This is a genomic window from Bacillus sp. RCC_6_1, assembly GCF_041360755.1.
Classification (GTDB): domain Bacteria; phylum Bacillota; class Bacilli; order Bacillales; family Bacillaceae_G; genus Bacillus_A; species Bacillus_A cereus.
Genome location: NZ_JBFUPV010000001.1, coordinates 101,724 through 115,007, shown reverse-complemented (window position 1 = coordinate 115,007; position 13,284 = coordinate 101,724). Strand labels below are relative to the sequence as shown.

The window sequence follows — 13,284 nt, the reverse complement described above, 5'->3', positions numbered from 1 at the left end:
ATTTTGAATGAAGTAACAGTTTTTATATAAGAAATAATTAGGTAGTCAGAACGGAGATATTTGGGAGGAAACAAGCGAGATGAAAACATTTTTGAAAATAATAGGTGTTATAGCTGGTATGGCGGTAATTGGAGTAGGTTTAACATATGGTATGCTGCATTATTTAAATAATAGTAAACCAGCTGCGAAAAAGGCATCACCAGCTGCTCCAGCAGTAGAAGTATTAGCTGATAGTAACGTAAAAGCAGAAGATGCAAAGCTTTTAGAAAATGGAAATTATTCATTGCCGAATAGTGGTTTTAATAAAAATTTTAAATGGACAGATGAGAACATACAGACAGCATTACATGAAATGGCACATCAAAAAGCGAAAGCTGATCAAAAGTGGGGCTATATTTTTATTACACAAGAGCGGATTGAAAGCTTAATTGATATTGTAAAGAGTAATGATCTTGTACAGGGAAGTACATATGTAGAAATTTTAGAACGATGGAAACAAGGAAAATATGAAAAGGTTGATGGGGATCATAATAAGATTTGGAAATTACAAAGTGGGAATTTAGGAGAAGGAAAAGGAGTAATGTCGGAAGCTGAGCAAAAAGAATTAATTAATCAAGTGTTTATGAACAAAGGTACATATTCAGGTAGTAAATTAATTGCAGGTGGGGGACAGACTAATAAATAGTATACTAATTAATGAAAGAGAGTAATTGCTTATTAGGCAATTACTCTTTTTCTATGTACGTCTTAATATTTTAGTCTCGTTCAAGTAAGGAAAGGAACGATTGTAATACCGGGGAAATCCATCTAGATTTATGATAGATTACATAACTTTGAATAACTGTTGGAGTTTCGATAGGTTGAAAACATAGTTGTCCTTTTTGGCAACTTTCTTGTACAACGATATAAGGAAGAATTGAAATGCCTAACTCACACATAACGGATTGTTTAATGACTTCAACATTGGAAGTTTCAAATGTTTTAGCTGGAATATTTCCACTTTGACATAAAAAACGATCTACCATTGGCCTATAGCCGCAGCTTTGTTCTGTAAAAATGAACTGGGTGTCCTGTAATAACTGGAATGGATTTGTATGTGCAGCGGAATGATCTGGTAAAATCCATCCAAATATTTCATTACTCAAAGTACGCGTAATAAAATCATTATGTTCTATACTTTCTCCAATTATGAAGATAACGTCTGTTTCTCCTTCACGTAATTTTTGTAATGCTTGTTCATTTGTGTTTGTTTCAAGTACGATATTTACTTTCGGATTTTTCTGTTTGTAAGTACGTAATAATTGTGGTAATCGGTATACCGCTAATGATTCATTAGATGTAATACTTAATGTACCTTCTAAATAATCTGTATTTTGGGGGATTTCTTGCGCTTTTTCATATATTGAAAGTAATTCTAATGCATAAGGATGAAATTGATGACCTGCTTTTGTAAGTAGCACTTTTTTCCCTAACCGATCGAAAAGAGGAATATGTAAATCGTTCTCTAAAGCTTTCATATGTGCTGTAACAGTAGATTGCGCATAACCTAGCGCATGCGCAGCCTTAGAAAAATTACCATACTTCACAATGGCGCAAAATGTTTTAACATGTCTCATTTCCATAAGCGATCCCTCTTTTATTATCATGATTTGTGAATGATTATATCATGTATTTTAATTTTCCAAATGATTAAATTCTGTATAAAATGAAATTGTAGAAATATTCATTCAGGTAATATTGGAGGAGAAAAGATGATCAAAAAGGGCTATCATGTAGCTGTTGTTGGGGCTACAGGTGCGGTAGGACAAAAAATTATTGAACTGTTAGAGAATGAAATGAAGTTTAATATAGTTGAAGTTACATTGCTTTCGTCAAAACGATCCGCCGGTAAGAAAGTAAGATTCAAAGGACGAGAGATAATTATAAAAGAGGCAAAAACAACTAGCTTTGAAGGTGTAGATATTGCCTTTTTTAGCGCTGGGGGAGAAGTATCTAGACAATTTGTAACTCATGCAGTTTCTAGTGGTGCGATTGTAATTGATAACACAAGTGAGTACCGAATGGCGCAAGATGTACCGCTCGTTGTTCCGGAAGTGAATGCGCATACTTTAAAGCAGCATAAAGGTATCATTGCAGTTCCAAATTGTTCAGCATTACAGATGGTAACAGCACTTCAGCCGATTCGAAAATCATTCGGTTTAGAAAGAATTATCGTTTCAACATATCAAGCCGTATCGGGTTCTGGCATTCATGCGATTCATGAATTACAAGAGCAGGCTAAGTCTATGCTTGCTGGTGAAGAAGTGAAAAGTAATATATTACCGGCGAAAAAAGATAAAAAACATTACCCAATAGCGTTTAATGTACTGCCTCAAGTAGATATATTTACAGACAATGATTTTACTTTTGAAGAAGTAAAAATGATTCAAGAAACGAAGAAAATATTAGAAGATGAAAACCTGAAAATGGCAGCTACTTGTGTACGTGTTCCAGTTGTATCAGGGCATTCAGAATCGGTTTATATAGAACTGGAAAAAGAAGCAACCGTTACGGAAATTAAGGAAGTATTAATGGATGCACCAGGTGTTATTTTGCAGGATAACCCTAGTAAACAGCTGTATCCAATGCCATTATATGCAGAAGGGAAAATAGATACATTTGTCGGAAGAATACGTAAAGATCCTGATATGCCAAACGGATTCCACCTCTGGATTGTTTCTGATAACCTATTAAAAGGTGCGGCTTGGAATTCAGTTCAAATCGCAGAGACTTTAGTAGAAAAGGGAATACTTTAATCTAGTTTGAAAAACCGGGGAATCGATAATCATTTTCCGGTTTTTATCCCGCTATTTGCTGGGCAGTAAGACCCCCACTGATTAAAGCTTCACTTTATTTAATAATTGTTTTCTTTATTTCGCCCAACTTTAATTTAAATTAGTCGTTATTGAATTTTTATAAATATCTACTTTATGTGCAGTGAAGCGTAAGGTTTTGGATTCTGCATGAATTGTTAGGTTAATAATAATCGATAACGGCATTTCGACCGTTTTCACAATATCTTCTATAGCAATATACTCATTTTCTGCTTCGTTATAATAAACAACAGAACGAATTACTGCCTCGTTATTTTCAATGTCAATTTCACACATCATAGGGAATTTTTCACCATTATGTAAGAATAGTTCGCCTAGTACGATTGAACCGTTTAGCTCCTCTGTAAAATTAGTAGTTGCTGCTGGTTTTACCCATGTTTCGTCATGTTCTTCGTTTTCCTCTTCATCTATTGCCCATTCCCAAATGGGGTTTTGTTTTAGGTCTTCAATAGTTAATTCATCAATTGGTTTGCAATTGCTCATACATAAATTCTCCTTTTGCTTTGATAAATAAGTTTCTTAATCTCAAAAATTAGATGATTGCTTACGAGTAAGTTCAATATAGTATTTTGCTCATTTGATATTAAACTATTTTATTTTGAAGTAAAGCTTCTGTAGCAATATTAACAAAAAAATAATTATTTAGTAAATAATTATTAGTGGAGGTTTTAAAGTGGCATGGAGTTAAGGTAAGGTAGTAAAAAACATCAAGAATGAATGGGATTCATTTGGTACGATATGGATATGTTTAATAAGAGGGGGAATTTGATGTATCAAGTAAAGGGGTATTTTTCATCGCTCAAAGGAAGTCATTATGAAATTGGTAAGCAACAAGGTGAATTTGTGAAACAACATTCTTATCTTATTCCGCAATTTATAGAGCAAGAAAACTTAATATCGCATAACCATTGGACAGAATCTAGAAATATATTAAATCAATATTGTTCTGGAATTAATGAAGAAATTGAAGGTTTTTGTGAAGTGTTAAAAATTCCTTCAAAAAATATGATGTATTACTATCAAACACTATTGAAAGCAGGTTGTAGTCATTGTGCAGTATTACCTAAAAAGACAGATTCAACTCACACTTATGTATTAAGAAATTATGATTTATCACCAGTAATAGATGATATGCGTTTTTGCTCGACGCATGTTGAAGGTGCGTATGCACATAGTGGCTTTTCTACTCAATATTTTGGTCGAACAGAAGGGGTTAACGAACATGGATTATCTGTTACATTTTCAGCATGTGGTCAACCAGTAGGAAACATTGCAGGTTTAAGAAAGCCAATGGTAAATGGTTTACAGTGTTTTGCGGTAATTCGATTGTTGTTGGAGAAATGTAAAAATGTGCAGGAAGCTAAATCACTAATAGAAGAAATACCAATTGCTAGTAATATTAATTTAATAGTAGCTGATCCTTTAAACGCAGCACATATTGAAATATTTGACGGTCATAAATCCACAACAACGATTGATGGTGACAACCAAACTTTTATTGTATCAACAAACCATGCAGTTAGTTCATCAATTCAGAAATTAAATAATAGGAAATTAGAACAATCTACAAAGAGATATCATGTTTTACATGAGCATTTAAATGGATATGAACAAGTGAGCATAGAGTCTTTAAAAAAGTTAGTAGAAGAAGAATATCCTGATGGACTGACTGTACATAACTATGAAGAATGGTTTGGAACTTTACATTCTGTATTATTCGATTTACATGATCGTACAATGAAGATTTGTTTCGGATCACCACTTTTAAACGACTGGTACTCATTGAAAGTTGGAGGAAGTATGCCGTTTTCTGAGGTGAACGTGAACTTTAAAAATAAAACTTATACTGACTTTTGGAGGGAAGATAAGAATGAATTGATGCCTAAAAGATAAATGAGATAAGATGATAATGAAGAGAGTGCATTTACACTGGAGGGATTACCAATGCTAAAAGTTATGTTACCATTTGTTCTTATCTTTTTTCTTGTTATTGCGATGTATATTGCTTATCAAAAGAGAAAAAAATCTGGGATAAAAGGATTGAAAAGTGCGTTAACTTCTATTTGCTTCTTTTCACTCGCAATTTTAAATATGTTTGCATATTGGTTTCACTTTGGCGGTGCTTTTACTTGGTTATTTTCAATTGTATTATTGCTAGTTGGTGCATATTTTACTAAATATATTCCAATATCTAAAAAGGTACATTAAAATCTATAAGAGTTTAATATAATGTTTACTTTGTTTTGAAAAGAGATTATTCTACTAGATCGTTGTGAAACGGTTTCATAGGATAATCTCTTTTGTTTAGTTTTGCAAAGAACGTACTGTACTTTTTAGTTGCTCAATAAATTCTCGAGTTGCAGCACACATATATTTATCTTTTCTATAAATTAGCCCTATTTCAATTGTTGGAGTAGGGTTTTCTATTTTAATAGCTTGAATGTTTTTATTTTGTAAAAAGTCTATATATGGTTTGGGTAACACTGTAATTCCCATTCCTTTGGAAACCATTTGGATTAAAGATTCCATCGTGCTAATTTCTAAAATTGGTCTTGGTTTAAAGTTGAATTTTTGACAATGAGATGTAATTAGTTCGGTTAAAAAGAAATTTTTAGGTAAAAGAATTAAAGGGTAGTTCTGTAATTCAGCAATAGATACATGATTACGTTCAGCTAATCGATGACCAGTTGGCACGACTAATGTAAGATCGCTTTTGTATAGAGGGATAGAGATAATCTCTTTATCTTGCACCGGGAGAAATGTAATTCCAATATCTAGTTCGTTTCGTAATAATTTTTCACGAATATCTCCTGTGCGAAGCCCTAATACAGAAAGCTCTATATTGGGATATAAATTATTGAAATTTAAAATAGCTGTTGGTAGTAAATAATTTACGACGGTTAACAAAGCCCCTATTGTTAAGGAACCTTGCTGTAATCCGTTTAGGTCTTGAATAGCTGAACGAGCTTGTTCGACTTCATGAAAAATGGTTTTACTATGTGATAATAAAATCTTCCCTGCTTCAGTTAAAGATATTTTTTTACCAATTCGATCGAAAAGTGGCATTCCTACTTCATGCTCTAATGCACGTATTTGTTGACTTAGAGAAGGCTGTGAAATATTTAATTTCTCAGCTGCTTTTGTGAAATGTAATTCTTTTGAAACAGCTAAAAAGTATTCAAGTTGTCGTAATTCGATTGGAATCACCTCAAGTATAATAATAGGTTATACCTATCATTATTATATAAATAATTGAATTGAACAATGATTTTAAAGGTTTTATAATCATCTTTATATAGCAGAGAGGGTTGTAAAAATTAATTGAGAGAAAATACATGTAACACCTTTAAAGGAGGAAATAGAATGGTTAATGAATATCAATTATTATCTTTAAATATAGGATTACCAAAAGAGGTTACATACGGTGGAAAGGTAGTTCATACAGGCATAAATAAGAAACAAGTAAAGGAACCGGTATATTTATCCTTTGTAAAATTTAATGGGGATGGACAAGCTGACTTAGTTCATCATGGAGGAGTAGATAAAGCAGTTTGTGTTTATACTGGTGATCACTATCCATACTGGGAAAAAGAATTGAATCAAGATCTTGTATATGGGGCTTTCGGAGAAAATATAACAGTTAGTGGTATGAGCGAAGAGGATGTTTGTATTGGTGATACATTTGAGCTAGGACAGGCAATCGTACAGGTAACACAACCAAGGCAACCTTGTTTTAAATTAGCAAAAAAATATAATATTCCAAAGTTACCACTATATTTTCAAGAAACAGGATATACAGGATTTTATTTTCGTGTATTAAAAGAAGGATGGGTATCATCAGTCGACACCTTAAAAAGACTACAGTCTGATCCAAAAGGTGTTTCAGTAGCATTCGCTAACCGTATTATGCATAAGGAAAAACAAAATATTGAAGGGGTAAAAAGGATATTAGAAGTAAATGCACTTTCAAATAGTTGGAGAAAGTCTTTTGAAAAGCGTATAAGTGGAGAAGAAATTAATACGAAGGAAAGACTTGAAGGGATAAAAGAATAAAAATATTTTATTATAAATAGTGTATTTCTATTAGTAAAAGCTAATTAGAAAGCGCTATTTTTATAAAATAAACTAATTAATATCCGAAAATCTTAATATTTTTTTATTCGACTTATTTTCAAATAGTCGAAACATAAAATTAATTAGACTTTTTTTTTATGTTTTATGATAGTATATTGATTGGTAAGACCTCTATTTTTAAGAGTAGGTCATATAAGTATATCTAATTTAATGGAATTTAACATTTGGAGGTACAACATGGGGAATGTTGAAAAATTGGCAAGTCTTCTAATAGAAGAACCGAAAAGGGAGCAGTTATTTCCTTTATTTGAAGAAGTGTTTGGAATTACAACTCAAACATTGAATGATTTTTCGGATAAAGGATATTGGGATGATACATATAAAGCTTTATCATTTTTACAAGAAGATAAAGTGATTGCAAATGTTGCGGCATTTTCACTCCCGTTATTAATTAATGGTGAAAAAATAAATGCGGCGGGTATTCAATCAGTAATGACACACCCTAATTTCCGTAGACAAGGGCTAATGACACAATTAATGAGTAAAATGATAGAAGAAATTGATAAGAAATGTGAATGTGCATTATTGTTTACGGAAAAACCTGAACTATATACAGCATTTGGATTTAAAGTTGTGCAGGAATATTTGATGACTATACCATATGATAAAAATATTAATAATAACCATTCACTACTTAAAAAGTTAGATTTCTATAATATAGAGAATAGACAGTTAATACATGAAACGATTGATAGTAGCCAAAGACTTTCAAATAGTTTTTCAACTTTAAACTTCCATCCTTCATTTTATTTGAATATGTATGATTCGGAATGGAATGAGAAATTGTATTATTCAGAGAAACTAGATGCTTTAATCGTTTATGAAGTAGACAATGAAAAGTTGAAATTATTTGGAGTATTTGCGCCAGTACTTCCGGTTTTAGATGAATTATGTGGAGAAATCAATGAAAGGTTTACGGAAATCGAATTTTATTTTTCACCGGATCAATTAGGGGTTGAGGATGTACAGTTTACAGAATTACAGTCTAGCAAGTATTTAATGGTTCGAAGTGATAAAGAGTTAGATTTTAAAGGTTATAAATTCCCAGTATTAGCGGAGTTTTAAATGTCTATATAAATGCTTTATTATGGAGGAGCTATGAATATATCGTATATACCAGAACGTATTGAGCAACTCACTATAATGAATGTACCTGAATACTATAAAATTAATGATAATCATGCGTTTATTGTCCGTTCGAAAGCAGAAACCGATTTTTGGCTTAAAACACATTATGGTTTTGAAGTAATGAATGGTCATGTATTTTATAATGAGATGATGACAGACTTTCAAGCTGAAGTTCAGTTACGTATGAATCCAAATTCAAAATTCGATCAAGCAGGTCTTTTTGTTATGATTTCGGAGAACTGTTGGCTAAAAACATCTTTAGAATATATCCCTGAAGGGCCATCTCACTTAGGTGCTGTCGTAACGAATAATGGATATTCTGATTGGTCAACGCAAGATTATCCAACAGAAGCAGCTAAGCAACAACTTCGTTTTCGAATTATTCGAAAACGCGGTGATTATACAATATATGTGAAAAAGAGCCATCAATGGGAACAAATAAGAATCGCTCATTTAATGGAGGATATAGGGAGTGAGCCTATTAAAATAGGTTTTTACACGTGTAGTCCTTCTAAAAATAATGGATTTGAGACTGAGTTTTTAAATTTTACAATTGAAGAATTATAGATGAAAAACCGTATTCTTTTCATTAAGAATGCGGTTTTTGTATTTACATAATATAAAGCATATGTATTGACCAGAAAGTCATTAATACTTATCATTTAATAATGTTAAATATTAATTTGCATAATATAATAAAAGTAATGAAGAAATTACAAAAAATATCGCTTAAATAAGGAGGGATATGAATTATTCAGTGGTAATTTCATGGGAAAAGGAGATTATGTATGAAATCATTTCGTAAGTTATTACAGTATTTAAAACCATACATGTTCTTCGCTATTATTGGACCGCTATTTATGGTACTTGAGGTTGCGATGGACTTAATTCAACCGACTATTATGCAACATATCATTGATGTTGGGATTGCAAATCGGGATTTAAATTATGTAATAAAAATGGGGCTTCTTATGATAGGAGCAGCAGCACTCGGTTTAGTTGGAGGGCTTGGGTGTATGATGTATTCTACAAAAGCAGCTGTTAATTTCGCTACAGACATACGAAAAGATGTGTTTGCGAAAATAGAAACATTTTCTAGTAATAATCGTGATTCATTTGGAACAGGTAAATTATTAACGATCGTGACGAATGATATCACTTCCATTCAATCGGCAATGACGATGACATTACGTGTTCTCGTTCGTGGTCCACTGTTATTTATGGGAAGTATAATTATTGTTTTTGTAACAGCGCGAGAGTTATTTCCAATATTACTTGTAGTTGTTCCGATTTTATTACTTGCGATTATTTTAATTGCAAGTAAAGCAAGTGGTACATTTAAAAAGGTGCAAGAGGCATTGGACAAAGTGAATACAAAGTTACAAGAAAATTTATCTGGTGTACGTGTTATAAAAGCGTATGTAAGACAAAAATACGAAATCGCCCAATTTGGAAATGTAAATACAAATTTAACGAAGATAAATATTCGAGCTGTGCAACTTATTTCTTTAATGATGCCAATCATTATGCTAGTTGTAAGTGGCGGGATTGTCGCAACATTATGGATTGGTGGAGAAAAAGTATTCAATGGAACGCTTCAAGTAGGAGCGATTTTGGCATTTATTAATTACTTGAATATCATTTTAATGTCACTTATGTCGATTAGCATGGTATTTATTCAAATTGCGCGAGCTTTTCCATCTGCGGATCGTGTACAGCAAGTGTTAAATACCGAGGTTGATATTATAAGCGCAGCTAATGCAATCGAACCTGAGAAAATCGAGGGGAATATCGAATTTAAAAATGTTAGTTATAGCTATACGAAAAATAATGAATACGTTTTAAAGGATATTTCGTTTAGCATACAAAAAGGTGAAAAAGTAGGGATTATTGGATCAACTGGAAGTGGTAAATCTACCTTAGCGAAACTGTTACCACGTCTATATGATGTGGATCAAGGTGAAATATGTATAGATGGAATAGATGTTAAAACATATGATTTGCAAAAACTCCGTGCTTCAATAGGGTTTGTACCTCAGAAGGCTTTGTTGTTCTCAGGTAGTATAGAAGAGAATTTACGTTATGGTAAAGAAAATGCAACACATGATGAGCTGGAAGTAGCAGCTGCATCAGCTTGTGCGACTGAGTTTATCAATAAGCTGGAAGAATCTTATCGATATAATTTAACACAAGGTGCGACAAATCTATCAGGTGGACAAAAACAACGTGTATCAATTGCAAGGGCACTTGTGAGAAAACCACCGATTCTCATATTAGATGATTCTACATCAGCAGTTGATGCAAAATCAGAGGCTACTATTCAAACAGCTTTAAAAACAAAATATAAAGGCACAACGACATTATTAATCGCGTCCAAAATTTCTTCCATAATGGATGCGGATAAAATACTTGTATTAGATAATGGTGAATTAGTTGGCAATGGTACACATGAACAATTGTTAGAACGAAGTGAGGTTTATCAGGAAATTTATCTTTCCCAAGGTGGTAATTTGCATAAAGAAGGTGGGGAAGAACATGCGTAATTTTCAAGGGCAATTTGCTAATAAAGGTGGACGAAACACACCGAAGATGGGAAAAGCTAAAAATGCCCAAGGAACTGTAATGCGGATATGGAACTATATGGGCTATCAAAAAGCTGCTCTAATGTTTGTTATATTTCTAGTCGTTGTTACTACTTTACTTGGATTATTAGGTCCCTATTTTATGGGAGTCATTATAGATCAATATATTGTACCGAAAGATTTAAGTGGTACAGCAAGAATGTGTATGTTACTTATCGCGATTTACGGTGTAACTGTACTTTTAACATGGTTACAAACATTTGTCATGATTAACGTTGCATTAAAAACAATTCAAAAAATACGACAAGATATTTTTGAGAAAATCCAAACGCTTTCTTTACGGTTCTTTGATGTGCGTTCTCAAGGTGATTTAATGAGCCGTGTGACAAATGATATAGATAATTTGAACCAAGCTTTGACACAAAGTGTTGTACAAATTATTTCATCAGCGCTAACTTTTATAGGTGTAACGATTGCGATGTTCGCCTTAAATTGGATTTTAGCAATTGTAACTTTAATTACAGTACCTATTATGTTTTACGTTACAAAAAAACTAGTTGCATATAGTGGTAAAAACTTTGCGAAGCGTCAAAAAGATTTAGGTGAATTAAATGGATTTATTGAGGAAGCAATTACAGGTGCGGATGTTACGACGTTGTATGGAAAAGAAAAAGAAACTGTACAAAATTTCAATAAAATTAATGAACAGCTAAGAGTTTCAGCTACGAAGGCTGATACATTTTCAGCTTTTATTTTTCCAAGTATGAACTTTATTAATAACTTAGGTATGGGGCTTGTCATTGGGACTGGATCAGTTATGGTCTTAAACGGAATGACAACAGTGGGTGTTATTGCGGCTTTTATTAATTATTCTCGTCAATTCTCAAGACCGTTAAGTCAATTTGCGACTTTAATGAATACAATTCAAGCGGCAGTTGCTGGTGGAGAACGTGTTTTTGAGATTATGGATGAGGTACCAGAAATTCAAAATAAAAAAGACGCATTTGTTGTACAAAATTTACAAGGGCATGTTGCACTTGAGAATGTTTCATTTGGCTATGCAGAGAATAAAACGATTTTAAAAGAAGTGAGTCTTAAAGCGCAGCCAGGAGAGACAATTGCTTTAGTTGGCCCGACTGGATCAGGGAAAACAACAATCATTAATTTGTTAACTCGCTTTTACGATATACAGCAAGGACAAATTCATATTGATGGAAAAGATATAAAAGATTATGATATTAATTCTTTACGAAGTAAAATAGGAGTAGTTTTACAGGATACGTATTTATTCGCTGGTTCGATTATGGATAATATCCGTTATGGACGCTTAGATGCTACTGATGAAGAAGTTATCACTGCAGCTAAGGCAGCATCTGCACATTCTTTTATTAAGCATTTGCCAAATCAATATGAAACAGAAATTGCTTCAGAAGGATCGAATTTAAGTCAAGGACAAAAACAACTTCTTGCGATTGCACGAGCAATTTTAGCAGATGCAGATATATTAATTCTCGATGAAGCGACATCTAATATTGACACAAGAACAGAATTACAAATACAAGCAGGGCTAAATAATTTAATGAGAGGTCGCACAAGTTTTGTGATCGCTCACCGACTTAAAACAATTGAAAAAGCAGATCAAATCCTTGTTATAAAGGATGGAAGAATTTTAGAAAGAGGGAATCATGAGTCTCTTATGGAAGATAGAGGGTTTTATTTTGATCTGTATACGAGTCAGTTTAAAATTTAATAAAAAAAATGAGGTTTCTCTAGAAAAGAGAAGCCTCATTTTTTTATTTGTAAACTTTATGAATTACTTTTCTAACCAAATTAATTATCCGACCTGAAAAATACTTATACTTGCAGATACATTTGTTAAAGAGCCACCATCACTATTTGAGAGAGTGATAGTACCTGCTGAAGAGGTGTTATTTATTAAAGTCAATGTTGAAGGAACAACTGTTACGGTAAAAGCAGCAGTACCTTGATTTATTGTATGTGGTGACCCCGTACCAAAACGTCCACCTGAAATTGGTGTACCATTTAGTTGGAGGGAGAATTGGTTTTCGCGAGAAGCTTGTAATTGAAACTCTGCTACATATGTTCCTAGTGTATTAATTATAATATTTCCAGTACCTGTGATGTGGCTAAGGGCAGTTCCTGTTATAGGTCCATTTGTGTTAAAAGTAACACTACTTCCTACTGCAATTGATTGGTTAGTAGTATCAAAAACATATAGATAGTTTGTTAATCCTACACTAGCCGCCCCGGTAGGCCCAGTGGAGCCAGTAGAACCAGTAGGCCCGGTGGAACCAGTGAAGCCAGTAGGCCCGATGGAACCGGTAGCTCCAGTAGTCCCAGTGGAACCAGTAGGTCCAGTAGGTCCAGTGGAACCGGTAGCCCCGGTAGCTCCAGTAGCCCCAGTAGCCCCGGTAGTCCCAGTGGAGCCAGTAAGTCCAGTGGAACCGGTAGCCCCGGTAGCTCCAGTAGCCCCAGTAGCCCCGGTAGCCCCGGTAGCCCCGGTAGCCCCGGTAGTCCCGGTAGTCCCAGTGGAGCCAGTAAGTCCA

13 protein-coding genes are annotated in these 13,284 nt (G+C 33.5%); 9 read left to right on the top strand and 4 right to left on the bottom strand.

Annotated features, from left to right (window positions below):
• Positions 1-79: 79 nt before the first annotated feature.
• Complete coding sequence (locus AB6801_RS00485) at positions 80-685, top strand: PRK06770 family protein (RefSeq protein ID WP_000846982.1); 606 nt, start codon at positions 80-82, stop codon at positions 683-685.
• 70 nt (positions 686-755) lie between these two features.
• On the opposite strand, the gene AB6801_RS00480 is transcribed toward AB6801_RS00485, so the two are convergent.
• Positions 756-1,622, bottom strand: a complete 867-nt coding sequence (locus tag AB6801_RS00480; protein WP_000425894.1) for a LysR family transcriptional regulator — start codon at positions 1,620-1,622, stop codon at positions 756-758.
• Positions 1,623-1,751: 129 nt separating this feature from the next.
• On the opposite strand from AB6801_RS00480, the gene AB6801_RS00475 reads away from it, so the two are divergent.
• Positions 1,752-2,795 (top strand): aspartate-semialdehyde dehydrogenase, encoded by a 1,044-nt coding sequence (locus tag AB6801_RS00475; protein WP_000591702.1) that lies wholly within the window; start codon positions 1,752-1,754, stop codon positions 2,793-2,795.
• 129 nt (positions 2,796-2,924) lie between these two features.
• Here AB6801_RS00475 and AB6801_RS00470 read toward each other — a convergent pair whose 3' ends face one another.
• Complete coding sequence (locus AB6801_RS00470) at positions 2,925-3,356, bottom strand: hypothetical protein (protein ID WP_000063764.1); 432 nt, start codon at positions 3,354-3,356, stop codon at positions 2,925-2,927.
• Between the two features lie 285 nt (positions 3,357-3,641).
• Between AB6801_RS00470 and AB6801_RS00465 the strand changes: the two genes are divergently transcribed.
• Positions 3,642-4,766 carry a C45 family autoproteolytic acyltransferase/hydrolase gene (locus tag AB6801_RS00465; RefSeq protein WP_087948364.1) on the top strand — a complete coding sequence of 375 codons (1,125 nt, stop codon included), beginning with the start codon at positions 3,642-3,644 and terminating at the stop codon, positions 4,764-4,766.
• Between the two features lie 51 nt (positions 4,767-4,817).
• Complete coding sequence (locus AB6801_RS00460) at positions 4,818-5,081, top strand: hypothetical protein (RefSeq protein ID WP_000921858.1); 264 nt, start codon at positions 4,818-4,820, stop codon at positions 5,079-5,081.
• 96 nt (positions 5,082-5,177) lie between these two features.
• On the opposite strand, the gene AB6801_RS00455 is transcribed toward AB6801_RS00460, so the two are convergent.
• Complete coding sequence (locus AB6801_RS00455; RefSeq protein ID WP_097999389.1) at positions 5,178-6,080, bottom strand: LysR family transcriptional regulator; 903 nt, start codon at positions 6,078-6,080, stop codon at positions 5,178-5,180.
• A 156-nt stretch (positions 6,081-6,236) separates the two neighbouring features.
• On the opposite strand from AB6801_RS00455, the gene AB6801_RS00450 reads away from it, so the two are divergent.
• The 5 genes from AB6801_RS00450 (at position 6,237) to AB6801_RS00430 (ending at position 12,467) form a co-directional block, all read left to right on the top strand.
• Positions 6,237-6,926 carry an MOSC domain-containing protein gene (locus AB6801_RS00450; protein WP_097999388.1) on the top strand — a complete coding sequence of 230 codons (690 nt, stop codon included), beginning with the start codon at positions 6,237-6,239 and terminating at the stop codon, positions 6,924-6,926.
• 258 nt (positions 6,927-7,184) lie between these two features.
• Positions 7,185-8,072: a GNAT family N-acetyltransferase gene (locus AB6801_RS00445; RefSeq protein WP_000528676.1), complete on the top strand. Its 888-nt coding sequence runs from the start codon at positions 7,185-7,187 to the stop codon at positions 8,070-8,072.
• A 33-nt stretch (positions 8,073-8,105) separates the two neighbouring features.
• A complete protein-coding gene (locus AB6801_RS00440; protein ID WP_001027681.1) occupies positions 8,106-8,702 on the top strand; it encodes a DUF1349 domain-containing protein in 597 nt (198 codons plus the stop codon).
• 221 nt (positions 8,703-8,923) lie between these two features.
• A complete protein-coding gene (locus AB6801_RS00435; RefSeq protein ID WP_000834788.1) occupies positions 8,924-10,678 on the top strand; it encodes an ABC transporter ATP-binding protein in 1,755 nt (584 codons plus the stop codon).
• Positions 10,671-12,467, top strand: a complete 1,797-nt coding sequence (locus AB6801_RS00430; protein ID WP_001243556.1) for an ABC transporter ATP-binding protein — start codon at positions 10,671-10,673, stop codon at positions 12,465-12,467. Before AB6801_RS00435 ends, AB6801_RS00430 begins: the two co-directional genes overlap by 8 nt.
• 84 nt (positions 12,468-12,551) lie before the next feature.
• Here the strand turns inward: AB6801_RS00430 and AB6801_RS00425 are convergent.
• A partial coding sequence (locus AB6801_RS00425; protein WP_370941019.1) for a collagen-like protein occupies positions 12,552-13,284 on the bottom strand: 733 nt, incomplete at its 5' end.

Bases quoted from the DNA above. Each gene is read 5' to 3' on its own strand.
- AB6801_RS00485 (WP_000846982.1), top strand. From the start codon at position 80: ATGAAAACATTTTTGAAAATAATAGGTGTTATAGCTGGTATGGCGGTA.
- AB6801_RS00480 (WP_000425894.1), bottom strand. From the start codon at position 1,622: ATGGAAATGAGACATGTTAAAACATTTTGCGCCATTGTGAAGTATGGT.
- AB6801_RS00475 (WP_000591702.1), top strand. From the start codon at position 1,752: ATGATCAAAAAGGGCTATCATGTAGCTGTTGTTGGGGCTACAGGTGCG.
- AB6801_RS00470 (WP_000063764.1), bottom strand. From the start codon at position 3,356: ATGAGCAATTGCAAACCAATTGATGAATTAACTATTGAAGACCTAAAA.
- AB6801_RS00465 (WP_087948364.1), top strand. From the start codon at position 3,642: ATGTATCAAGTAAAGGGGTATTTTTCATCGCTCAAAGGAAGTCATTAT.
- AB6801_RS00460 (WP_000921858.1), top strand. From the start codon at position 4,818: ATGCTAAAAGTTATGTTACCATTTGTTCTTATCTTTTTTCTTGTTATT.
- AB6801_RS00450 (WP_097999388.1), top strand. From the start codon at position 6,237: ATGGTTAATGAATATCAATTATTATCTTTAAATATAGGATTACCAAAA.
- AB6801_RS00445 (WP_000528676.1), top strand. From the start codon at position 7,185: ATGGGGAATGTTGAAAAATTGGCAAGTCTTCTAATAGAAGAACCGAAA.
- AB6801_RS00440 (WP_001027681.1), top strand. From the start codon at position 8,106: ATGAATATATCGTATATACCAGAACGTATTGAGCAACTCACTATAATG.
- AB6801_RS00435 (WP_000834788.1), top strand. From the start codon at position 8,924: ATGAAATCATTTCGTAAGTTATTACAGTATTTAAAACCATACATGTTC.
- AB6801_RS00430 (WP_001243556.1), top strand. From the start codon at position 10,671: ATGCGTAATTTTCAAGGGCAATTTGCTAATAAAGGTGGACGAAACACA.